16 protein-coding genes and 2 tRNA genes are annotated in these 22,744 nt (G+C 54.0%); 6 read left to right on the plus strand and 12 right to left on the minus strand.

What is annotated here, in order from left to right:
- Window positions 1–131 precede the first annotated feature (131 nt).
- The 6 genes from H5T67_11325 to H5T67_11350 all read right to left on the minus strand — a co-directional run bounded on the left by H5T67_11325 (window position 132) and on the right by H5T67_11350 (window position 5,166).
- A complete protein-coding gene (locus H5T67_11325) occupies window positions 132–428 on the minus strand; it encodes a DUF211 domain-containing protein (GenBank protein MBC7245900.1) in 297 nt (98 codons plus the stop codon).
- Window positions 412–1,281, minus strand: coding sequence for a tRNA (adenine-N1)-methyltransferase (locus H5T67_11330; GenBank protein MBC7245901.1), 870 nt, complete (start codon window positions 1,279–1,281; stop codon window positions 412–414). Before H5T67_11330 ends, H5T67_11325 begins: the two co-directional genes overlap by 17 nt.
- Window positions 1,274–1,582 carry a hypothetical protein gene (locus H5T67_11335; GenBank protein MBC7245902.1) on the minus strand — a complete coding sequence of 103 codons (309 nt, stop codon included), beginning with the start codon at window positions 1,580–1,582 and terminating at the stop codon, window positions 1,274–1,276. Before H5T67_11335 ends, H5T67_11330 begins: the two co-directional genes overlap by 8 nt.
- A 73-nt stretch (window positions 1,583–1,655) precedes the next feature.
- Window positions 1,656–3,089, minus strand: a complete 1,434-nt coding sequence (locus H5T67_11340) for a proline--tRNA ligase (protein ID MBC7245903.1) — start codon at window positions 3,087–3,089, stop codon at window positions 1,656–1,658.
- Between the two features lie 21 nt (window positions 3,090–3,110).
- A complete protein-coding gene (gene glmU, locus H5T67_11345) occupies window positions 3,111–4,931 on the minus strand; it encodes a bifunctional UDP-N-acetylglucosamine diphosphorylase/glucosamine-1-phosphate N-acetyltransferase GlmU (GenBank protein MBC7245904.1) in 1,821 nt (606 codons plus the stop codon).
- A gap of 164 nt (window positions 4,932–5,095) precedes the next feature.
- Window positions 5,096–5,166, minus strand: a tRNA-Gln gene (locus tag H5T67_11350).
- A gap of 166 nt (window positions 5,167–5,332) precedes the next feature.
- On the opposite strand from H5T67_11350, the gene H5T67_11355 reads away from it, so the two are divergent.
- The 3 genes from H5T67_11355 (at window position 5,333) to H5T67_11365 (ending at window position 8,901) form a co-directional block, all read left to right on the plus strand.
- On the plus strand, window positions 5,333–6,478 hold the full coding sequence (locus H5T67_11355; GenBank protein ID MBC7245905.1) for a transposase: 1,146 nt from the start codon (window positions 5,333–5,335) through the stop codon (window positions 6,476–6,478).
- Window positions 6,479–6,569: 91 nt separating this feature from the next.
- Window positions 6,570–8,060, plus strand: coding sequence for a PAS domain S-box protein (locus H5T67_11360; GenBank protein MBC7245906.1), 1,491 nt, complete (start codon window positions 6,570–6,572; stop codon window positions 8,058–8,060).
- 79 nt (window positions 8,061–8,139) lie between these two features.
- Window positions 8,140–8,901, plus strand: coding sequence for a response regulator transcription factor (locus H5T67_11365; protein MBC7245907.1), 762 nt, complete (start codon window positions 8,140–8,142; stop codon window positions 8,899–8,901).
- 126 nt (window positions 8,902–9,027) lie between these two features.
- On the opposite strand, the gene H5T67_11370 is transcribed toward H5T67_11365, so the two are convergent.
- The 6 genes from H5T67_11370 to mrdA form a co-directional block, all read right to left on the minus strand.
- Entirely contained in the window at window positions 9,028–11,826 is a 2,799-nt protein-coding gene (locus H5T67_11370; GenBank protein ID MBC7245908.1) for a molybdopterin-dependent oxidoreductase, read from the minus strand.
- A 47-nt stretch (window positions 11,827–11,873) separates the two neighbouring features.
- On the minus strand, window positions 11,874–13,205 hold the full coding sequence (locus tag H5T67_11375; protein ID MBC7245909.1) for a hypothetical protein: 1,332 nt from the start codon (window positions 13,203–13,205) through the stop codon (window positions 11,874–11,876).
- A gap of 7 nt (window positions 13,206–13,212) precedes the next feature.
- On the minus strand, window positions 13,213–14,253 hold the full coding sequence (locus H5T67_11380) for a hypothetical protein (GenBank protein ID MBC7245910.1): 1,041 nt from the start codon (window positions 14,251–14,253) through the stop codon (window positions 13,213–13,215).
- Window positions 14,254–14,737: 484 nt separating this feature from the next.
- A tRNA-Arg gene (locus H5T67_11385) sits at window positions 14,738–14,810 on the minus strand.
- A gap of 86 nt (window positions 14,811–14,896) precedes the next feature.
- Window positions 14,897–16,123: an AmmeMemoRadiSam system protein B gene (amrB, locus tag H5T67_11390; GenBank protein ID MBC7245911.1), complete on the minus strand. Its 1,227-nt coding sequence runs from the start codon at window positions 16,121–16,123 to the stop codon at window positions 14,897–14,899.
- Window positions 16,120–18,273 carry a penicillin-binding protein 2 gene (gene mrdA / locus H5T67_11395; protein ID MBC7245912.1) on the minus strand — a complete coding sequence of 718 codons (2,154 nt, stop codon included), beginning with the start codon at window positions 18,271–18,273 and terminating at the stop codon, window positions 16,120–16,122. Before mrdA ends, amrB begins: the two co-directional genes overlap by 4 nt.
- A 320-nt stretch (window positions 18,274–18,593) precedes the next feature.
- Between mrdA and H5T67_11400 the strand changes: the two genes are divergently transcribed.
- The 3 genes from H5T67_11400 (at window position 18,594) to H5T67_11410 (ending at window position 22,670) form a co-directional block, all read left to right on the plus strand.
- Complete coding sequence (locus H5T67_11400) at window positions 18,594–20,447, plus strand: aldehyde ferredoxin oxidoreductase family protein (protein MBC7245913.1); 1,854 nt, start codon at window positions 18,594–18,596, stop codon at window positions 20,445–20,447.
- A 112-nt stretch (window positions 20,448–20,559) separates the two neighbouring features.
- Window positions 20,560–21,597 (plus strand): low-specificity L-threonine aldolase, encoded by a 1,038-nt coding sequence (ltaE, locus tag H5T67_11405; protein MBC7245914.1) that lies wholly within the window; start codon window positions 20,560–20,562, stop codon window positions 21,595–21,597.
- 77 nt (window positions 21,598–21,674) lie between these two features.
- The gene (locus tag H5T67_11410; GenBank protein MBC7245915.1) at window positions 21,675–22,670 is read left to right on the plus strand and encodes a hypothetical protein; all 996 of its coding nucleotides are present in this window, start codon (window positions 21,675–21,677) and stop codon (window positions 22,668–22,670) included.
- Window positions 22,671–22,744 lie beyond the last annotated feature (74 nt).

Raw genomic sequence — 22,744 nt, forward strand, 5'->3', positions numbered from 1 at the left:
CCATTTGGGGTATACTGGGGATGAGCATATCGCCTTGCTACCACCTATCCTGCTCGACCCAATTAGTACCGACCTGCTGCTCGCTTGTGACAAAGAGGCTGGTAACGATCTATTGGCCACTTACACTGTTCTTATCCCAGTGGGTCCTGCAGTGTTTGTGCATCCTCGATGATCATGCGCCCCGCCACTACTTCATCAATTGAGTGTACAGTGCCGCCATTCTCACCGATCACCTTCAATATTTGATCGTAGTTAAGGTCAGTGCCTTCCAAGGTGATCTTGGCATTCTCAACCCGTCGGTCCATTTCGTAGATACTGATGTTCACAGCCTCTACACCTGGCAGCTCGCTCAGCTCTGCAGCAACCTGAATAATGGAAGGGTCATGTGGCTTAAGCACATCCAAGACTAACCTACGTATTTTGCCCATTTACTCCCAACTCCTCATCTGCTTGCGCAACCATCCATTCATCTGGGGTGGCCTCTTGTAAATACTCACGGGAAAGCCCCTTCTCTATTCGGCGTGCAAAAATGAGATAACCTGTATGCGCTACCATGCGATCCATGGGACGCAGCCGTGCTGCAACCGGCTTGTAAGAACGCAACAAAATCTCACTTACCTCAATATCACTAAAAAGATTGCTTTCCAATGCAGCAATCAGTTCCGACACTTGATTGGTGGTGGGAACAATGGCCCCGAAAAAGCCTCCCTCTGCTAATGCATCCCTCGCTGCCTGCAAATACAGCCAAGGAGTGCGCACATCCAGGAATACCGCATCCACGCCTTGCTCGCCAAAACCGGTTGCAATGTCCCGCTGTTTCAATTCCACCCATTCCTGGAGACCTGTGTCAGCCAAATTCCTGGCAGCCACACGCAGCATATCCTCACGGACTTCGTAGGAATACACACGCCCATTGGGGCGCACAGCGTGAGCCAATGCGATGGTCAATGCACCGCTGCCTGTACCGGCTTCTATAATATGGCATCCTGGCCCTACGTTCAATTTCAGCAAGATATAGCCAATTTCTTTGGGGTACACGATTTGTGAGGCACGTTCTATGCTCATGATCATGTCATGAAGCGAAGGGCGCAGCGCAAGAAGCGGATAACCGAGATGGGTAGTGAAGGACTTGCCGGGTAGTTGCCCAATCAAGTCGTCGTGGCGAATCAAGCCATGGTGAGTATGCTGTACCTGGTCTCGCTGTAAGCGCATCAAAAAACGCTTACGGCCAAGGATAATCAGTGCTGTTTCTCCCTCGGCAAAGACGCGCCTCTTATCCACCACGCACCGTTCCGTACTTATAAGGTCGAGACCAGTTGACCTCCATTTTGTGCTCGAATAGTTCCTCCGCATCCAGGCCTAATGCAGAGAGCAAGTGCAGAATGCGAATCACCGCGTCAATCAATTCTTCTCCAACTTTCTCCAAGGGTTGGCCCTTCTTGTATGCATCGGTGGCCTCTGATACTTCGCTGTGGATCAAGGCGAGCATTTCCCAAACGCGCGCTGGGTCAGAGGAAAAGCCTTTGGCGTCGGCCATTTCACGCACTTGCTGCATCTTGACATTCAATCCCTCATCTCGCATCTGGCACTCCTCTCACCACCTATCCATGAGCAGTGGATCTTGCGAGCCTGAAAGCCCATACCTAGCAACCGGGCTAAAAAGCTCTCGCAAAAACTGCTTTCTCCTTTGCCTGGTTCCCACAGTAGACACAACGTCCTGGTTCGCCATCTTGCTGCAATGGAATACAGCGAATAGTTGCTTTGGTTTCTTCCTTGATGGTAGCTTCGCAATCCGCCGAACCGCACCAATAGGCTAGGGCAAACCCCTCTGCTACGGCTTCGCGCAATTCGTCGTAGGTTGTCGGATAGAAGGTATTCTCCTCACGGAAGCGAAGCGCCTGTGCATACAGATTGCGCTGGATAGCATCCAATATATCCCGTACTGCAGCAGACAAAGCGTCAATGGCCGCGGTAGATTTGCTTTCCTGCCGCGGTAAATCACGTCGCACGAGCACTGCTTGGCCTTTCTGCACATCCTTCGGCCCTAGCTCGACACGCAATGGCACTCCGCGCATTTCCCAATCATGGAACTTGTAACCAGGAGATACCTCAGCTCGGTCATCCAGGTGACAGCGAAACTCCTGCCTCAATCCGTCCATCATCCCCTCAACCACAGCCATTACCTGGGCATATTCCTCTTCGTCTTTCCAAATAGGTACGATGACAACCTGAATAGGAGCCAATTTGGGCGGCAAGCGCAGCCCTTGGTCATCACCGTGTACCATAACGAGAGCTCCAATCATGCGCGTGCTGACTCCCCAGCTTGTCTGCCACACGTATTCGAGCTGATTTTCCTGATTCAGGAACTGGATGCCGAAAGCTTTGGCAAAGTTCTGACCCAGGAAGTGGGAAGTGCCAGCTTGCAAAGCCCACTTGTTGCCCATCATGGCCTCAATCGTGTAGCTTTCGACTGCCCCAGCAAACTTCTCGCTGTCGCTTTTGCGGCCTGGAATAACGGGAATGCTTGCTTCGTTCTCCGCAAAATCGCGGTAAATCTCGAGCATACGCAGCGTTTCGGCCATAGCCTCCTCGGCTGTGGCATGTGCGGTGTGCCCCTCCTGCCACAGGAATTCTGTGGTACGAAGGAACAGGCGAGTGCGCATTTCCCAACGCACTACGTTGCACCACTGATTGATCAGCACTGGCAAATCCCGATACGATCGAATCCATTGAGCGTACATGGCATTGATGATCGTCTCTGATGTAGGGCGAACCACCAGCGGCTCTTCCAGTTGCTTGCCTCCACCGTAGGTTACCACGGCCAATTCTGGAGAAAAGCCCTCAACGTGCTCTGCCTCTTTCTTAACAAAGCTTTCTGGGATAAACAGTGGAAAATAAGCATTTTTATGGCCGGTGGCCTTAAAGCGTTGGTCCAGAGCACGTTGGATGTTCTCCCACAAAGCATAGCCATAAGGACGGATGACCATGCAACCCTTTACCGGCGCATAATCCGCCAATTCTGCTGCCTGCACAACGTCCGTGTACCAACGCGAGAAATCCACACTTGCTGGCGTAATTTTCTGCACCATATATGCTCTCCTCAGTTTTATCTATAGATTATGTGATTTATCGCCCAGTAAGTGAGATGGACGGAAGGGGGCACTGAGTAGCTCGCTTAAGGTGTAGACCTTATATTTACCAGAAACATCCGTTGCCAAAACACGCATATCTGGCCCAAACTCGGCCAGCGTTTGCCGACAGGCACCACAAGGAGTGCCGCCATTCTCGGTGACCACTGCTATGGTAACGAACTCGCGTTCGCCTTCACAGATCGCCTTCAATGCGGCTACCCGCTCGGCGCAAACAGTCAAGCTATAAGATGCGTTCTCGACGTTACAGCCGGTATAGACTTTCCCTGAGGCAGTCAAAAGCGCTGCCCCTACTCGGTAATGCGAATAGGGTGCATACGCTTGGTGACGTGCCTCAGCAGCCAATGCAATTAATTCTGCATCTCCCACGATTGTCTCCTTGCTAGCTCCTTCTGAAGATGGACTTGCTTTCACATCACTCGCAGTCTCTTTATCGTTTCCTTGCTTTGATCTCACACGTGCAGGTACTCCATAAGCGGTGCTGTCAGGCGGCACATCATGGGTAACCACCGCGCCAGCTCCAATCCGCGCTCGTGCGCCAATGCGTACTGGCGCCACCAGCATGGTGTCACTGCCAATGAAAGCCCCATCCTCGATCACGGTGCGATGCTTTTTTATGCCATCGAAATTGCAAGTAACGGTACCTGCACCAATGTTCACATCGGCTCCTATAGTAGCATCCCCGATGTAACTGAAATGCCCCATCTTTACGCCTGGGCCTAGGTAGGAGGACTTGACCTCACCAAAGTTGCCCATATGCACACCATCAGCCAAGTGCGCTCCTTTGCGCAGGTGGGCAAAGGGGCCAATTGACACCTTGTTCTCCACTACAGCTTCCTCAATCACGGAGGCCTCTAGGCGACAGTCATTCCCAATCGTTGAATCACGGATGATGGTGTTTGGCCCGACTTCGCAATTCATCCCAATTTGGGTATTGCCCTGTAAATACGTGTTAGGATGAATAACTGTATCCTGCCCTACCCGTACTGTCGCATCAACATAGGTAGAGGCAGGGTCAATAAGAGTCACCCCAGCGTGCATCAGCTTTTCACGGATGCGTTGACGCACTACCGCCTCTACTCTGGCCAAGTGCCCCCGATCGTTAATGCCAAGAGTCTCCAGGGGATCCTCGACCAGGATGGTTTCTACAGCATGATCTTCTGCCACAGCCATACCAACCAAATCGGTCAGGTAGTATTCCCCTTTTGGACTGCGTGATAGCCTGGGTAGATGGGACCAAAGCCAAGCCGCATCGAAGCAGTAAACGCCCGGATTGAGTTCCTTGATTGCCAATTGTTCAGGCGTAGCATGATTCTCTTCGATAATTCCAACTATCCGCCCCTTGGCATCCCGCAGGATGCGGCCAAACCCCATGGCATCTTCATGGATACAGGTAAGCATGGTAATCGGAGCAACGTGCGACTCATGAGCCTGAACTAAGGAGCACAGTGTGTCCCGAGAGAGCAAAGGCATATCACCGTACAATACGAGGATGGACTTGGCTCGACTCTCTAGTTGTTCGCGTGCCTGGAGCACGGCATGCCCCGTACCTAATTGCTGTTCTTGGACAACATACGTTGCTACGTCGCCTAACGTCTGACGTACCAAGTCCGCTTTATAGCCCACAACCAGCACAGGTTTCCCATCGCTGAGTTCTGCAACTGCATCGAGGATATATTTGACCATTGGCTGACCAGCGATCGGATGCAGGATCTTGGGCAATTTTGACTTCATCCGTGTACCTTGACCAGCGGCCAGTATTACTACTGCCAGCTTGCGCATCACGCCTCCCAATCCATAGAAGTCCAAGAAACCCGTTTTCGCTGCGAAAACGGGTTTCGTGATAGCACCCTGGCTGTCTTGAGTGCCTTGTTAGAGAATTTAGGAATAAATGACCTTCCTGTCCGATTTCAAGTGAAACGGCTGCAGATCCAAACGGAAAGAAACTGGGGCGGGAGGGTTCGAACCTCCGTTAACGGATCCAAAGTCCGCTGTGCTACCACTGCACCACGCCCCAACGGCTATTATATTTCATTGTAACACAATCCAATCATATATGCAAATACGGGGTGCACGGTGTCCAGGACATACTATACAGTTTCTAGGGTATGGATATTCTCAATACGTACAGAAAGTGTTAGAATTGGCCGGAGTGGATCTGAACACTTTAGAACCGGAGCAATATGGACACTGGACGCCGTACCTGCCCACCGGCAGGCAAGATTGATTACAAAGAACTGCGCAAGATTAACCCTGAAGCCGCCAGGAAGGCCGTATTGGGCTATCTAGAGAGCAATGGGCATAATGTCTCCAGCACCGCGCGCCTGTTTGGCATCAACCGCTGCGTGGTTTATGATATCCTGCGCAAGAACCAAGAAGGGGATCTGCGCGATCGCGCCAAGAGGCCCAAACATCAACCCCGAAAGACTGATGCACAGATTGAGGACCTGGTCATTGCCGCCAAGAACAAAACCCACCTGGGGCCGCAGCGGCTCTCGCGCTATCTGCAACAATACGAGGGGGTCGTAGTCCCTGCCGGGACCATCCGCCACATCCTGCGCCGCAACCGGGCATGTCTTAGTCATCCCCTTGGGCAACACCACCGCAGAAAGGAAAAGCGGGAGTTTGTGGACTGGTATTCGGCGAAGCCCTTTGAGATTGTGCAGATGGATGTGAAGTTCATCCGTGACCACAAGGCACTCACCAAGGAGCAGATCATTCACCTGGATCAATGCCAGATCCCGAACTACCAATGGAGCGCCCTGGAGGTCAACTCACGCTTCAAACTGATGGCTTACTCCAGAGAGAAGTCGTGGACCAATGGCTTATGCTGGTACCTGTGGGTGGTTGCTTGGTTAAGATCGCACGGCGTAAAGTCGGAAATCGTCTTCACCGTGGATAACGGGGAGGAGTTTGGTGGGAAATCCTGGCTGAAGGTAGCGGAGCTAAGGAAATTGCTCAAGGGCTTCGGCTGTCGGCTGATCCAAAACCACAAAGGCCATTGTGAGGAGAACGCGCATATCGAACGCTCTCACCGCACCGATGACGATGAATTCTACATCCCCAGAGCGCTTGCCATTCACAGCGAGCGGGATTTGCTCGATGAAGCCCTGGGCTATCTCTACTACTACAACAACGTGCGAGAACACTCCTCCCTGGGCTACCAAACACCCTTTGCCCACCTCAAGGAGCAACTGCCAGAGATCGATGAGAACATCAGGTTGGTCGTACCTTTTATGCTCGACAAAGTCGCCGTTGAATTAGGCCCTTGGAGTGGATACCATGTGCTGGCACAGCACCGGGGGATTGACAGCCTCTGCCAAATGTAGTATCCTTTGATTAGTTGGGGAGTAAGGATTGGTACACGTGCAAGATTACCTGCAGCGACAGCGCGATTACCTACTAAGCATCAGCCGAGCGATGACTGCTCGCCTTGACCTACCGTCCTTGCTGCAACTCATTATCAGCAAAGCGGTGGAGATGCTACGTGGCGAAGCTGGGCTGATCGCTCTGCAGGGACGGGATGGCACATTTCACGTACGCGCTAGCTTCGGTCTTCCGCCGGGCACGCTGCAGCTCTTCGCTCCTCTCCTGACCGATATCCCCCTTCAGCGCACCCACTGGCCTATGCCTGATCTCTACGCGCGGCTGCGGTTAGTAGCCGCCAGTGCCGGCATCAACTTGCGTCAGGTTGTAGGCCTACCCCTCACCCTGGACGACAGGTTGATCGGTTTAATTTATGTCTTCCGTACCCGCGACACTGCTTTCTCTGCAGATGACCGTCAAGTGCTTTCTAGCTTTGCTGACCAGGCCGCGATCGCAGTGCGCAATGCAACTCTCTATCAGCAACTAGCAGAGGAAAAAAGTCGGTTGGATGCTATCATCGAGAACAGTGCGGATGGCGTGCTCATTCTGGATGCTCAATGTCATATCGAGACCATGAATCGGGCTCTGGCTGAAATGACTGGTTGGACGGCAGAACAGGCTCGCGGCCAACCGTGCTGGCGTGTAATCGCTCTGCGCAATCCACAAGGCATTAACCTGTGCGAAACTGACTGTCCTCTGCAGGCCCTTTCCGCGGACGGGAACCTGCGGGTAGAAGGCGATATCATTCGTTCCGATGGTCACCGCACAAGCGTAAGCATTACCTATTCCCTACTGTACGATAACGAGGGCACGCTGGTTAATATCATCGGCAACGTGCATGACGTGACCCGCTTCCGTGAAGCAGAAGAGATGAAGGCCATGTTCATCTCCGTGATCTCTCACGAACTCAAAACGCCTGTGGCCCTGATCAAAGGCTATGCCAGCACCTTGCGGCGTGAGGATGCACATTGGGACGAAAAAACGGTGCGCGAGAGCCTAGAGATCATCGAAGAGGAGAGCGATCGCTTGCATCGCCTGATTAATAACCTGCTCGAGGCATCACGTATCCAGGCAGGCACGCTGAAATTGGAGATGAGCGATGTAGCCATCCCCAAACTGGCCGCAAAAACCGTGGAACGCTTTCGCGTTCAAGCTACCAAGCATGACCTACAATTGGATTTTCCAGAAGACTTTCCTCCCGTTCTGGCCGATGAGGAGCGGCTGCAAGAGGTTTTTTCCAATCTTATTAGCAATGCTATTAAATACTCACCAGAAGGCGGCACAATACGAGTGGGCGGGCGCGTGCATCAAGACTATGTCGAGCTGTATGTTTCTGATACCGGCCCAGGCATTCCCCTGGAAAAACAGTCTAGACTGTTCGAACCGTTCTACCGTGTGGATTCCAGCCTTGGCCGCCGCACCCAGGGCGTTGGACTAGGCCTTTTCTTGTGCAAAGCCATTATCGAAGGGCATGGCGGCCGTATTTGGGTGGAAAGCGCTCCGGGTAAAGGGTCCACGTTCCATTTTACGTTGCCACTTCGGTAGCGGGATACCAAAACTGTGGCCACGCCATGCCACGTCTCCGAGTCTTTTCCGGACATTGTCCTAGTGGGAGAAATGAGAAATGACCGAAGAGAGAAAGCACGTCTTGATTGTAGATGACGAACCGCGCATGGTTCGTTTCGTGCGCATGAACTTGGAATTGGAAGGGTATCAAGTCAGCACAGCTTCTAATGGCATGGAAGCGATCGAAAAGGTGCGCGATGAGCTACCCGACCTCGTCATTCTGGATATCATGATGCCAGAGATGGATGGATACGAGACGCTGGAGCGCATCCGTCAGATTTCCAGCGTGCCTGTCATCATGCTCACAGTGAAGGCCGAAGAAGAGGACAAAGTCCGTGGTTTGGAATTAGGTGCTGATGACTATATCACCAAGCCTTTTTCACCCCGCGAACTGGCAAGCCGCGTCAAAGCCGCATTGCGCCGTGCCGAAATGCCCTCGCCAGGACAGAAAACGATGATGGTCATTGACGAGGACCTTGCTGTTGACCTTCAGCGACGTGAGGTACTTGTACGTGGCAAACGTGTGAAGCTTCGTCCCACCGAATACCGCCTGCTCTACCATCTGGTCAATAACGCTGGATGGGTGATGACTCACGAAACATTGCTCTCGAAAGTCTGGGGCTACGAGTACCGTGATGACACTCAGTTGCTGCGGTTATATATCACTTACCTGCGCCAGAAAATCGAGCCCGACCCCAGCCATCCCAAATATATCTTCAACGAACGCGGCGTGGGGTACCGCTTTGTGGATTTTCGGAAAGGCCAAGCGCAAGAAACGGAATCTGCCAATTCCAATCAGGGTAATAACCGCCCAGGCTGAATTCCAGTGCTCCGAGTTGGCTTCTGGGGTTAGGCAAACTTCTTGGGGATTGAGGCCGGGTAGGGCTCAGTGCAGACCGCTTGGTTGCGAATGTCTCCTATTGGCCTGCTGAGACAAGGTCACACTCTACCCAGATGTAGCCGTTGCGCGATGCAAGGCAGCTAGGATCTTCTCCGGCGTGATGGGTAACTCCCGAATGCGCACGCCTAACGCATTATGGATGGCATTGGCAATTGCTGGAGCGCTCGGGGCCACTGAAAGCTCAGCCATCCCCTTGGCTCCAAAGGGACCTAGGCTGTGGGGGTCTTCCACAATCAGAGGGACAATTTCAGGAGCCTGGGCAATGTGCGGAATTTTGCATTTGCGCAGCGTATCCGTGACTATATATCCGCGGTCCACGATGAACTCTTCATAAAGCGCATAGCCCATGCCCATGACCACACCCCCCTCGATCTGCCCTCGGATGTTTTGCGGGTGGATAGGTTTGCCAACATCCTGGGCGGTGATCATCCTCAGTACCCGTACTTCGCCGCTGCTCTCATCCACCTCCAAGATGCAAGCCTGGGCGCAGAAAGAGTATGCCACGTGTACGCGGTATTGATCGGGGTCTTCCTTGAATTGTCGCTCATCAAATTCAAAATTTCGATAGCACGTTGGCGCTGTATAGTAAGCCTCTGCACAAAGACGATAGTTCTGTCTCGTTGCTTGGCGTGCTAGCTCCGCGAGTGAGATCTCCACGCCTGTCGCCTTATCTTGGATGCGCCCTGCTTCGAAGGTTACTGCATCCCGCCTCAAATCGAACTGGCTGCAAGCATAGTCTAACAACTGCTCGCGAAGCTTAGTTACTGCAATCTGGACGGCATTGCCTTGCAACAAGGTGGCTCTTGACGCCGTAGTCATAAAAGAATCAGGACACGAAGCAGTATCGCCAGTTACAACAATGATGTCACTGTAAGGGATCTGCAGGGTCTGAGCTGCGATTTGCGCAATGACGGTGTCCTGCCCTTGGCCCATGTCGATACAGCCCCCGCGTAGGATCAGATGCCCTTCGTCATCTATCTCGGCAATGGCACCTGCGCGGTCGTCTAGGCCCGGCCCCAATCCGACGTTTTTGTAGGCTGCTGCAATACCCACGCCCAGCCGCTTACCATGCGCGGGCTGTGGCAATGGTTGAGCAGCAAGTGCATCTCGCACAGCATTCAGGCACTCTTTGATGCCGATGCTCTCCGTAACCAACTGGCCAGTGGCCGTGATGGCCCCCGCTTCCAAGGCATTGCGCAGTCGGAATTCAAAGGGGTCCATGCCTAGGCGATGGGCTAATTCATCCATCTGACAGTCGGCGGCAAAGGCAACCTGAGGACTACCGAAGCCTCGCATAGCACCTGCTGGGGGATTGTTGGTGTAGACAGCATAGGCATCCACTTTGACATTGGGCACTACATAAGGTCCACAAGCAAAGGTGGCTGAGCGAAAAAGCACCGATGCCCCTACTGAGGCATACGCGCCGGTATCACCAATAATAATGGCCTCGACGGCGAGGATCTTGCCATCACGTGTAGCTGCGGTCTTGTAGTGTAGGTATTCAGCGTGACGCTTCGTGCTCACCCGTATGGATTCAGGACGCGGCAACACCATCTTGACCGGGCGACCGGTGCGCAATGCGCCGAGCGCTGCCAAAATCTGAACGGTGATATCCTCTTTTCCACCAAAACCGCCACCCATTGGAGTATGCACAACGCGCACTTTATCAAGTGGCAAGGCTAGAGAGGCAGCGATTTGGGCACGATCTACGTTCGGCCCTTGGCTACCAACCCAAATTGCAACGCCTCCTTCCCCATCTGGGCGAGCCAGGCAAGCCTCCGGTTCCAAATAGGCATGCTCTACGAAGGGCGTGTAGTAGGTGTTCTCCACGATGACGTCTGCCTGTCTGAAAGCGGCTTCGACATCCCCTTTGCGTACGTGGTGCTCTGCCAGGATATTCCCATTCTCGTGAATGCGGGGGGCATCGGGCGCCATTGCACGTTGTGGAGTAGATACGACCTCAAGTTCCTCATAATCCACCTTGATCTTGCCCAAAGCTTCATCAGCCGCTGCAATGCTCTCGGCATAAACGCAAGCTAGCGCATCGCCGATGTAACGCACACGGTCATCTGCCAGCACAGGCTGATCAGCAATAACCAGCCCAAAGCGGTTGCGCCCTGGCACGTCCTTTGCGGTCAACACTGTCACTACTCCAGGTACTTTTTCCGCATCTGACGTGTCAATTGCCAATATCCTAGCATGGGGATAGGCACTGCGCAACGCTCTGGCATGTAACATTCCTGGCACATACAGATCGTCAGCGTACTTCAGTGTGCCCGTGACCTTGGCCCAGGCATCCTTGCGCATCACGTCTTTGCCCACTACGTCCCATGTAGTGGGCGGAGCTATCGCTGTGCCAGAAGGAAAGCCTCCTGCCCGCAAGCGCTGTGCTGCCTTTCTCACTGCGCGCAAGATGGAGACATATCCAGTGCAGCGACAGAGATTATCCTTAAGGGCTTCGCGTATCTCTTCATCGGTTGGATCTGGGTTGCGATCTAACAACGCTTTGGAGGCCATCAGCATGCCTGGAGTGCAAAAGCCACACTGGATCGCCCCCTCTTCGATAAACGCTTCCTGCAAGGGATGTAGGCGCCCATCCACGGCCAGACCTTCGACTGTCTCGACCTGAGCACCAGCGATGCGCTCCAGACGCAACAAACAGGATCGTTGAGCCTTGCCATTGACGATGACAGTGCAAGCACCACAGTGTCCTTGGCCACAACCGTTTTTAGGCCCCGTCAGATGCAACACATCGCGCAGATAGGAGAGCAAAGTGGTCTTGGAATCAGCGACCTCAGCCTGAACCGGTTGACCATTCACTATGAATTCGATGACATTTGCCATTGCTCCCCCTTTTCATCCAGTGCTAAGCTGAAAGTTCACGCACAGCGCTAAAGACTAGGCAAATAGATGCGGAAAAACGCTTCGTAGGCATAGTTTGTGCTTAAGTAGCGATTACTCCATCCACCAATGGTGTAGATGACAGCACCTTCTTTTCGTTGAATGGCTACCGCTCCTAGCGTGCGCCATTGTCCTAGCAGCGGTGAATCGAAAGCCATCCACGTGTCCTGTCTCGCGTCATAACGTTCATTGAAGGACAGGTATTGCGTCCAACCTCCGCCTATAGCATAGAGGTAATTCTCGACAGCGACCGCAGCCAACCCCCCACGAGCCATCTGCAGTGAGGCACAGCGAGCCCATGGTTGCTCCTCCGAGTTCTCTTTGACGGGATCGTAGACTTCGCACAGGGCAAGCTCGCTTTGCCCGTTATAGCCGCCAAGTACATAGACGTGCTTTCCGACAACGGCTGCCGCACAGAAGCCCCGAGGTTCGCTCATGGGCGTGCCCGTAGTCCAGGTATCCGTGGCTGGGTCGTAGATAAAGACCGTATCCAGATACCGGATGCCATCCGAGCCACCGAACAGGTAAAGTTTACCGTCCACAGTGGCAATAGCATAAGCAAACAGTGGTCTGGGCAAAGCAGCAGCCTCGCTCCAAGTGTCAGTTTGTGGATCATAAACTTCAACAATGGCACTCGCCTGATCAGTAGCGTCATAGCCACCAGGCACAAAAATGCGTCCATTCAGAATTGCTGCGGCGATGTTACTCACCGGGCGGGGCTTGCCCGTCTGCCGTGTCCAGCTATCCGTATCTGGGTCATATACTTCGACCATACCGGTTACTCCATCGGGGGTGTCTCCACCTATCGCGTAAATTTTCCCGTTATAAGCGACCACAGCTAGCCGTGCACGCGAAGTGGGCATCTGTGCTTTGCTTATCCAACGTGACGAAGTCGCTCCCAATGGATTGCCAAACACTCCTTCTGACCGATCTGTAAAGGGACTGGTAGCGCGCTCAGAAGCAATGCGGGGCAAAGGCAAGAAGACGATAAGGGCGATGAGCAACGCTGTTACAACGAAGAAGACTCTTTGCCACAGCGAGATACGCTCTTGGGGCAAAGGGGGTGGCACTTCCTCGACTTCGGCTGGAGCCTGTACTCCTTCCAAGACGATCCAGCCCCTGCGGATCGCATAGGTTGAGGCCTCCGTGCGTGACTCTACGCCTAGTTTAGCGAAGATATTGCGCAGGTGCACCTTGACCGTGTTTACACTGATGAACAGGGCGCGCGCAATCTGTTGATTGGTGGCGCCAGAGGCCACCAACTTGAGGATCTCCAGTTCGCGCTCGCTCAAGACAGGCTGGGAGGTATCGTTCGTTTCCATGATCGTACTATTTCAGCCCAATCCAAAAACTGCGCGGGGGCACACCTTTGCCCTGTCGCACGTCCACTGGCAGATTGGCTTTTTCCAAGGTCGCCATATCATCCATGTGGCACAGCACTACTTCGGCTGGTTGATGAAACCGTTCCTGGTAGCGCGCCAAGCCGCTGCGCACTGTGGCGATCAAATCATCTGACAAGCCCGCCATAATCCACAGATACAGTTGACTCGACCGTTCCACGGGTGTAGGTTGTGCTGCTGATCGCCGGGTCATAGCAGTTGAAGCACGTTTGGGCTTCGTTGTTGCTTCAGCAGGCGCAACGGGCGAAGAAATTTCCTCTTCACTGGGTATAGCTTCGGCTATCTGCTTCACGGCTTTAGCTTTTGCAGGAGACGGTGGAGATACTCGTTTCGTTGCTGGGGGCTTTTCCACAGGGAGCGCTTTCGCAATCTTTGGTTCCGCTTTCACAGCAGGCGCAGGCACAGCCTTTGCTACCTGCTTGGCAGATACAGCCTTTACCTTAGCGCTTGGTTTGGGGGCAGGCTTAACCGAAATTGCTTTAGCCGGCGCTGGTTGGGCTACGAGAGCAGGTTCAGCCTCCGTTGCGCGCTTGGCTGGCACTACCTTAACTGCGACCTTGGGCTTAACCTTCGCCTCTGGCTTAGGAGAGACAACCTTTGGTGCTGCAATCGGCTCACCTGGGGACGCTTTGGGTACGCGCTCGGGTTTCCCCTTGGTTTGGGTTGTTGCCTTAGGCAGATGCTCAGGCTGGGGCTCAGCCGCACTAACCTGACTCAACACATCCTGCCAGATTTTGGTTGGCTCGGTCCAGGCCACCTTTGGCTTGGAGGGAGGTGCTTCAGGAGGAGCTTCCGGCTTCGGTTCAACGGGTGCGGCCTGCTGCACCACATCCTGCCAAATCGTGGCTTGCTCTGCCTTCTCTCGTTTCCAAGCAGCCACTTCTTCTGCGGTAGCCCGCCCGACGATTTTACCGTCCACCAGTTTCACCCAGTGGCCGGGCCTGAATTCGTGGTACGTAACTTTGGACATGCTACTCTATTTTATCACGCTTTGCAGCCAGATAGCAAAGTAACAGAGAGCAACACCTATTTCCGGCCGCCATACAGGCCATAACCAAGGTATTCGAACAGATTGCGGGGAGGAGCGCACCTCTGTTTCAGATACGTCCTGAAAGATGCAGGTATCCCTGTTTATCTAGCATAACGCAATTAATTCTCTGGTAGCCTTTAAACCCCCATGTGCTTGGTGGTGCCTATATAGGCGTGTAATTCCAGGTGAGAAAACGTTGCCTCTAAATTGATGCTTGTCTCCCAGGTTTCATTTCCGATCTCCATTTCGCCTCCGTCCGCTGTACGCCCTTGTTATCTGGCCTTAGCGCGGAAGAAAAACCGTCCCATGGCTTATCTTACTGAGCAAGAGGCAGTGAACGGGGGTGATATGAATGCTACGATGGCCACTGCGTATTACTTTGGACAGACGGGAGTGGCGAACCCATTTTGAGCAGAGTATAAGGCGCGCCCGGAGGGATTCGAACCCACGGCCTTTGGTTTCGAAGACCACTGCTCTGTCCGCTGAGCTACGGGCGCGTGTAGCCCTATTCTACACCTCGTGCCTAGCTTTGTCAATTGAAGTTTATTCCCCCATGGTATGTATTCGTGGATTCTCTTTGACCTCATTGGAACACAATACCACACACCGATACCAAGGATGTTCCCTGCTCATCCGCTGGACAGCGGAGGTAGGCCACTTTCTCACCATGTACAGGATGCAACAGGCGCAGCGCCAGGTAGATAGGCGGCAACCCGCACACGTTATAGCGGTCGCCTTCGCGCTGAATCGCCGTGAAAAACCCTTCCGCATCCCCTACACATATCCGCTCCATCAGCTCCTCATCAGCCGCTTGCAACCGCACCCGCTCTATGAGCCCAAATGGCTGACCACCAAAGGCTGGGCCGACATGGGCCAAGTCCGCTGCGGCTACCACCAATACCCTGCGTCCAGCCGTGGCTCGTCGGAGCGAGTCCAAAACTCTGTTTATCGTAGGGTCATGTTGCGGATTGGCTTCGCCCCGGACAAAGGGGGCAAAGGAACCGCATAAAATTGGCACCAGCGCACAGGGCTGTTCATCGCGGAGATAATGCAGCCAAATTGCCGCCAGTTCAATTGAATGCTCACCGCGATGGTAGAGCTCATCGGCAAAAACCATCTCTTCACCCACTGCTTGAGCCACCGCATCGACAATATCCTGTGCCGTGGGCAGTACCCCAAATGGCGTGGCATAGTGCTGTCGGGTCAATGTCAACTGGCCATCTCGTCCGTAATGATTGGTACCCAAGAGCACTGCCAGTTCTGCTGCCTGAGCCATCTTGGACGCACGTTTCCAGACCTGGGCATAAACCGTTCCCCCACGCGCATAATCAATATGCGGACATATCAGGCCACGACCATCAGCAGGGGAAGAACTTACATCATTTACCGCATCGAGGTAGCTCTGCAACATCTGACGCAGCTTATCTACCTCTGCCGGATAGGACAACCCAGCATTGGCCGGATGACGGAAAGGCGCCTGGCGGTACTCCTGTAGCGCCCGTTCCTGTGCTTGGGCAAAACGGTCGTTATCTAAAAGCAAAGCATCGTCAAGCACAGCCAGGAATTGCTCTATCGTGCTTGGAGTGAGGCGCACTCCGAAACGGATCGCGAGCGCTGCGGACAAGGCGCTGCTGTCGCGCGTGCCGTCACATAGCGCCAATAGCGGCCCCAAATGCTGTGGGATAATGACCGTCTTGTCGGTCAGCCGCAGAGGATCGCGCAGGAGGATACTTGCCTGGCCACCATGGACGATAGGGCGGGCATCAATGGCGCGCAACTTGGGCAATGAACGATCAACGATCGGCATCATCTCTTTGACAATGTCATGTAGGCTTCTACTACCTGACGAAATAGAGGGGCAGCATTGCGACCTCCTTCGCCCCCACGCTCCAGCACAACTGCTACTGCGATTTGGGGATCATCCGCTGGAGCGTAACCCACGAACCAGGCGTGTGGATCACCAGGAGGGGCCTCGGCTGTGCCAGATTTGCCCGCCATACGTATGGTCGCACCTATAAAAGCCCGCGACGCTGTGCCGTACTGTACCACTCCTTCCATTGCTCGCCGCACAACCTGCAGGTTCGCTGATGATATGGGCAATTGGCCCAGCACCTGCGGTGGAAAGTCCTGTACATCGTCACCCATCAGGGAACCTATAAGCCGCACCAGGCGCGGCTGGTACAACGTGCCGCCGTTAGCAACGGCTGCTACTAGATTGGCCATCTGCAATGGTGTTACCAGCACGTCACCCTGTCCAATCGCCATGTTCACCGCATCGCGTGGCAGCCATCGCTGTTCTGTTCCGGAATAGTGCTGTGCTTTCCAATCTGGGTCGGCTATCAACCCCGCTGCCTCGACCAAGGCATTCAATCCAGTCGGGACGCCCAGGCCAAAAGCTCGTGCCCAGCGTGGCAAGGCATAGGGATCGCGTTCGTTCAATGCCTTGCCAATCTCCCAGAAGACCGTATCGCAGGAGTAAACCAGGCCGTTCAACAGATTGAGCGGTCCATGCCCGCTGCTCAGCCAGCAATAGCGCGTGGCACCATCTGCTAGGCCATCCCATCGTCCAGCGCAATAAAAAGTGCTGTGCTGGGTCAATCCTAGTTCCTGCATGCCGGCGGACATGGTTACAATCTTGAAGGTTGAACCCGGCGGGTAAAGTCCTGCAATGGCGCGGTTCAAAAAGGGCTTACCTGGATCGTTTAGCAAGGCGATTCGCTGCTGGGCCGTGCCCGTGATAAAGATATTGGGATCATATCCGGGATGACTGACCATTGCCAGTACCTCACCATTGCGTACGTCCAGCACGACAATGGCCCCTATTTGCTGGCCAAGGATGCCCTCCACTGTGCGCTGTAGATCCATGTCCAGCGTGGTGTAGATGCTTTTGCTCACGGTCGCTGGCCGCTCAGCCAGCGTCCACACGATGCGGCCATCCGGGCTGATGATGGCCAAGGTCCCTCCTCGTGTCCCCGACAGATACGACTCCCCCCAACCTTCCAAGCCGGCTACTCCGATCCAATCGCTTTCGCGGTATCCCTGCTCTTGGAGACGAGCCAGTGTTTCTGCATCGATTAGGGTTGTGTAGCCAACGACCTGTGCAGCCAAGCTGCCATAAGGGTAAACGCGTATGGGCTTGTCCCGCCAAGTAATGCCCGGCTCCGAGGACAGCAATGCTTCATTAGCCTGTTTTACCTCAGGAGTGATGTCGCCAACGGGCATGAACCAGTCCGGCCGTGCTGCTTGGGCGTATTTTGCCTTGATGGCTTCGTGAGACAATCCCAACAATTTGCTCAATATGGAGAGAAGCCTTGCTTCATCCTCAATCCAACCAGGGACCACACCGATTTCAATCAGCTTCCCCTCCATAGCCAGAGGCAAATCCCGGCGGTCATAGATATTGCCTCGTGCAGGTACGTGGATGAACATATGTACCAGATTATCCCACACCAGCAAGGGAAAAATCGCTTTAGGTGTCCAATCCACACCCCAACGCTGCCCATCATAAGAAAGATCGAGCACGTTCTCTACCTGGAATTGGCCAACCAAACGGGTATCTATGGTCAGCGTAAAGGTAACTTGGGCAGTTGTGGTGAATGCGCGTTGTATCTCCACAACGCTGGCTGTCAGGCCGGTCATGGTCGCCTCAGTAGCAATGGCGCGGTAGCGGGAGACAAATTTCTCTTCAGGGGTAGCAGCCATAGCAGAGGAAGAAAGAAAGGTATACATACGTGCATAGTCTTCGCTTTGCCATGCTCGCAGATACTCCCGCGCCACCGTCTCGGCTCCGATAAGGGAGGGTGTAGGAGTTGGCGTGGGAATGGGAGTGGGAATGGGCGAAGGCTCAGCCTGACAGGCAGAGTGAGCTATCATTACCAGCGCCAACAAGCAAAGCAATAGAAAGCGCTGAAACACTGCCTCAAGTCCTTTCCAAAATCTCCCAATACTACGAATTGACATACAATGTCCTATGTCCTTCATCTTGATGATTCCGCTTTTTGAAAGAGAAGATCTGTCGCACTACGCTACAGGAATCACTAGGAAGCAGATTGCAGTTAAGTATAGCGTTGAAAAAAGTGCTTGCCAAATTATCCGAGTCACTGATAACGACGCTGCGCTGGCTCCCGACACCACCTAGCTCTCGCTGTATCTCCTTTGGAGTGCACTCACCCTCGTGGCAGAATTGACTGCATGCAGCACTTTCCTTAAAATCCCAGCAACCAGTTTGAACCAAGCGCACGCAATGTGCTCATTGACTCCACATCATCACGAGGTGCAACATGCCCGGATACACAAATAGGATCGCACGCGTTGATTTGAGCAGTAGACAGATCAGTTATGAAGAGCTAGGAGAGGAATTCTATCGGCGTTACCTTGGAGGGTGGAATCTGATTGGTCTCACTCTGCTTCATGAGACCCCAGCTCATCTCGATCCCCTAGGGCCTGCCAATCCGCTCGTCATTGCTAGTGGAGTTGCTTCTGGGATTCCCGTTTCGGGATTCGCGCGCAATGCTGTAGGCGCGAAATCCCCGCTCACCGGAGGGTTTGGTGCCTCGGAAGTGGGCGGCTTTTTTCAGACCGAATTGAAAAGGGCTGGTTTCGATGCCATCATTGTACACGGTCAGGCGGAGTTCCCGTTATACCTGTTGGTTTGTGATGGACAGATCAAGCTGTGTGATGCATCCCATCTGTGGGGTCAGAAGACTGCGGATGCTTTGGCCCAGATACGTGCCGAAGTTGGCGACCCTCGTGCGCGTGCCATGTTGATTGGGCCAGCCGCCGAGAACCTGGTCCCGTATGCTTGCATTTCCAACGATTTGAAGCATTTTGCGGGGCGCTGTGGCCTGGGAGCAGTAATGGGCGCGAAGAAACTGAAAGCGATTGTAGCACGTGGGAGCCAGCCTGTGCCCGTAGCCGATCCCGAAAAAATCAAAGCACTGGGGCAATGGATGCACAAAAACCTGCATTTGGCAGGCAATCTTCACCTCTGGGGGACAGGAGCTGCACAGGAGCTTTTCGTACAGCAAGGCAACCTGCCCGTGCGCAACTTCAGCGAGGGAGAGTATCCGCAGGTCAAGCGTCAGTTACCGCAGACCATTCGCGAAGTGCTGGGTAGCACGATGGAGGCGTGTTATGCTTGCGCAGTGCGCTGCAAAAAGCGCGTCGCTACCGAAACTCCATATCCCATTGATCCCCAGTATGGTGGCCCAGAATATGAAACGCTTGCTGCCATTGGCTCGAATTGCTGTATCGCAGATACCGCTCTACTATGCAAGGCCAACGAACTTCTGAACGCTTATACGATTGACACCATTTCCTTTGGCGTTTGCCTAGCTTTTGCCATGGAATGCTTTGAAGCGGGATTGCTCAACTTGCAGGATACGGATGGCCTGGAGCTGCGGTTTGGGAATGGCAACGTATTATTGCCGGCTATCGAGAAGGTGGCACGGCGTGAGGGATTCGGCTCGTTCCTGGCTCTTGGCGTAAAGGAGATGGCGCGACAATTGGGCGGCGGTAGCGAACGTTTTGCCATGCACGTAAAAGGCCAACCCTATCCCATGCACGAGCCTAGACTGAAGCTAGGACTGGGTCTGGGCTATGCCGTGTCGCCCACTGGCGCTGATCACCAGCACTCTCTACACGACACCAGCACAACTACCTTGGCAGGGATAGAAACCCTGCGGCCACTGGGCATCCTGAAGCCAGTACCGCTGAACGATCTAGGGCCAGAAAAAGTGCGGCTTGCCATGCGTTATTCTATTGCTTCTGTGGCACGCAATTGCACTGTGCTTTGTCAGTTCGTCCCATGGAGCTTTCCGCAAATCATCGACATCATCCGCGCCGCAACAGGTTGGACAGATTATAGCCTGTACGAATGGATGGAGAGCGGGGAACGTGCTCTGAACTTGGCCCGTTTGTTCAACCTGCGCGAAGGCCTCTCGGCTGCCGATGATTGGTTGACCCAGCGTTCTTTCGAACCGCCTGTCAATGGCGCGCTAAAGAACCAGGCGGTTCCAGCGGACCAACTACGCACAGCCATCCGCCTCTACTACGGCATGATGGGCTGGGATCCCGATACTGGCATCCCAACTGAGGCAAAGTTGCGGGAGCTAGGATTGGATTGGCATAGCTAAGCCCTGAAACAGAGGACACAGATTTTGCCCCCGCTTTCAATCACGCTATACTGCTTACAAATAGGAAAAAGGCTATTGGTAGAGCTCCTTATCATCTGAGGGGGAAATAGAAATGGAAATCATAGATTTGCGCAGTGACACCGTTACATTACCAACCCCAGCCATGCGCGAGGCTATGTACCATGCCGAGCTGGGTGACGATGTCTTTGGCGAAGACCCCACCGTGAATCGCTTGCAAGAGATGGCTGCAGAACGGATGGGCAAGGAGGACGCCCTGTTTGTAGCCAGTGGCACGATGGGCAACTTGGTGGCTCTGTTAACCCACTGCGAGCGTGGCGACGGAGCCATCATGGGCCACCTCTCCCATACCTTCCTCAACGAAGCAGGCGGGTCGGCGGCTTTAGGAGGGGTTTATCTGCTGGCTGTTCCCAACCAACCAGATGGCACCATTGACCCGGCGGTGCTCGAGCGTGTGATTCCTGCTGAGGATATCCACCACCCACGCGTAAAGCTTGTCTGTCTGGAGAATACTCATAATTACTGCAATGGGGCACCGCTGACGGCGCAGTATACAGTGCTGGTGGCAGATCTTGCGCACCGCAACGGTCTAGCTCTTCACCTGGACGGCGCGCGCATCTTCAATGCAGCCATCGCCTTGGGTGTGGAGGCGCGCGAATTGGCAGGGCCCGCGGACTCGGTCATGTTCTGCCTGTCCAAAGGTCTGAGCTGTCCCGTGGGCTCGCTGCTCTGCGGTAGCGCCGAGTTCATTGGAAGAGCACGTCGCATGCGCAAGATGGTTGGCGGTGGCATGCGCCAGGCTGGAGTGCTCGCCGCAGCCGGTATCGTGGCTCTAGAACAGATGGTGAACCGGCTTCACGAAGACCATGAGAATGCCCGCATACTAGCCCAGGGCATTGCCGAAATTCCTGGCTTAGGGCTGGACCCGGAAACCGTGCGTACCAATATCGTCTTTTTCGATTTTCTGGCTAACCGCATGACCGTGCAGCAATTCGTCACCGCACTCAAAGAAGAGGGAGTCTTGATCCTAGCGCTGGGCCCGAACCGCCTGCGTGCGGTAACGCATTATGGCATCGAGCGAGCGCACGTCGAGCGGGCCTTGCAGGTGATGCGGCGCATCATGAGCAAATAAATGTACCTCTCGCTGCTATGCTCTTTACCCCGTTCTCCCGTTTCCTAGCCGCAGCACGACACCAGCCAGTAGACCATGTGCCAGTTGTCGCTGCGGTTACGGATTTCTATCTAGCTCCATTGTTTGGCATCTCTGACCCAGACGATCCAGAAGCCAAACTGGAAATGTTAGTGCGCGGAGCCGAGCTATTCCCTGATCAACCTTTGTTGTTCGTCATCACCCCCTGCGCCGCCTTGCACCTGAACATGCTACGTCAGGTGGATAACCGTAATGCCTATTTCGAGCGTCCAGAGGACTGGTTGCGCGTAGGGCAGCTATACAGCGCGCGGGAACTGGCACAAATTCGCATTCCTGACCCCTTATCCTGTCCTGAGCACATGGTCATGCTGCAGATTATCCAATGGTACTACGAAAATGTTCCCCATGAACTAGTTGAGCGGTTTGGCTACGTCAAGGGGTTGATCCGCTTCGAGAACCCTTTTGATAGGCTGGCTCAGAACATGGGGACAGACTGGTTCAGGCTCATGTATACGGATCCTGCTTTTGTGCATGCTGCAATGGATCTGTTCACTGAGGCTAGCCTGGTAGGAGCCCGCTCCTTGGCTGAGGAATTTGGCTCGCCGGTTTGGGTGATGCTGACTGAGGACATGCCTTCCATGCTGGGGCCGAAGCATTATGTGGAATTCGTGGCCCCTTACCACCGGCGTCTATTTCAGGCTTTTCCTGAAGCAGTCAAGTTTCTGCACAACGATGGAGATGCGGCGCATCTTATCGAAGTGCTGCCAGAATGCGGTATGGACATCTGGCATATGGGGCCACGAGTTCCTATCGAGAGGGTTAAAGCTAAAATCGGGGCGCGCATTGCGCTGATGGGCAACATTGACCCACTGCAGATCATGTTGCGGGGCAGCGACGAGCAGTTTGACGCTGAATGTCGGCGCATTATCGCAGCAGGCAAACCAGGAGGGGGATTTGTCTTCTCTACAGGAGGTGAGCTAAGCCCAGGGACTGATCCCGAGCGGGTGCGTGCAATGTCATGGTATGCCCAACGATTTGGGGCATATACTTCATGAAAGTGAGTCTAAAGCCACCGGATGCCAAGACTTTGCTTCCTCAGAAGCGCTGAAGCGCCTACTGCGATCCTATT

The sequence above is a fragment of the Chloroflexota bacterium genome, assembly GCA_014360905.1.
Classification (GTDB): domain Bacteria; phylum Chloroflexota; class Anaerolineae; order UBA2200; family UBA2200; genus JACIWX01.